The 976-nt window shown below is 44.1% G+C and carries 1 protein-coding gene and 1 pseudogene; both read right to left on the bottom strand.

What is annotated here, in order from left to right:
* On the bottom strand, positions 1–556 hold a 556-nt coding region (locus B4K20_RS03600), incomplete at its 3' end, for an RMD1 family protein (RefSeq protein ID WP_289281916.1).
* 85 nt (positions 557–641) lie between these two features.
* Positions 642–976 (bottom strand): annotated as a pseudogene (locus B4K20_RS03595) (zinc-binding dehydrogenase); the annotation flags it as partial.

Here is a 976-nt window from a genome sequence, read left to right as displayed (position 1 = left end):
TATCCAGCAGACTATAGTTCAGCAAAATATCACCACGCGCACCAAACAACACACCCCGCGATTTCGCTATAGCTTTTCTGCTCATGGCCACTTTTCCTGTTTTGGCTAATGAGACGGGAATATGGGCATGAGCCTGAATCACTTCCTGTGCCAGTCGTTCAAATTCGGCCAGCTTCACAGATTGTGCTAAGGCATGAGACACCGCTAACCTCTCCATGCTGTCCTGATTGGCAAAGCTGATTTTATCAGCATGCATTTTGATGGTATCGGTATGGTTATCAAACGCATACTGCTCAAAATCTGGCACTGTTTTGCTATCTAAAACAAATGTTTGAATTTTAGTCAGCAAGGATTGTTTGGTATTTTCAGTTACGCCCCAGAAAACGACAACGCCATAATCAAACAAAAAAGCCTCGCCGGAGTCGAGTTCCAGTTGCATGGCATCGTGCATGCGTATGAAGCGATAATTCTCTTTGAGAAAATGCTCTAAATCGGGCAATACAAATGAACGTCCAATCGCTAACGATTCAATCGATGCTGTGGCAAATTGTGTCATCTTGTACCCCTCAAAAAGTGTTGGCGTACTCTACGCCGAAACGATTGATTTGGGTAGTAAAAACTGTGTTCAAAGACATAAAGATTTACATAGTGATAGCGACCTTTAACACCCCATCACGTTGATGTGAAAATAAGTCATAAGCCTCAACGATATCATCCAGTTTATAACGGTGTGTCACCATGTCCTGCAGATTGACTCGACTGGAGTCAATGACACTCATTAAGCGCCGCATACGTTCTTTGCCACCCGGACATAAACTGGTGATGATTTTGTGATCCCCAAGACCGGCACTAAAGGCATCAAGTGGAATAGTTAAGTCGCTTGAATACACACCTAAGCTAGATAGTGTGCCCCCCGGTTTTAAAACCCTTAACGCGGACTCAAAGGTTTGCTGTGTTCCCAATGCTTCAATCACCG

The sequence above is a fragment of the Methylophaga sp. UBA5088 genome (assembly GCF_002414625.1).
GTDB classification, from domain to species: domain Bacteria; phylum Pseudomonadota; class Gammaproteobacteria; order Nitrosococcales; family Methylophagaceae; genus Methylophaga; species Methylophaga marina.
The sequence above is the reverse complement of the archived record's forward strand: the minus strand, read 5'-3'. Positions and strand labels throughout refer to the sequence as shown.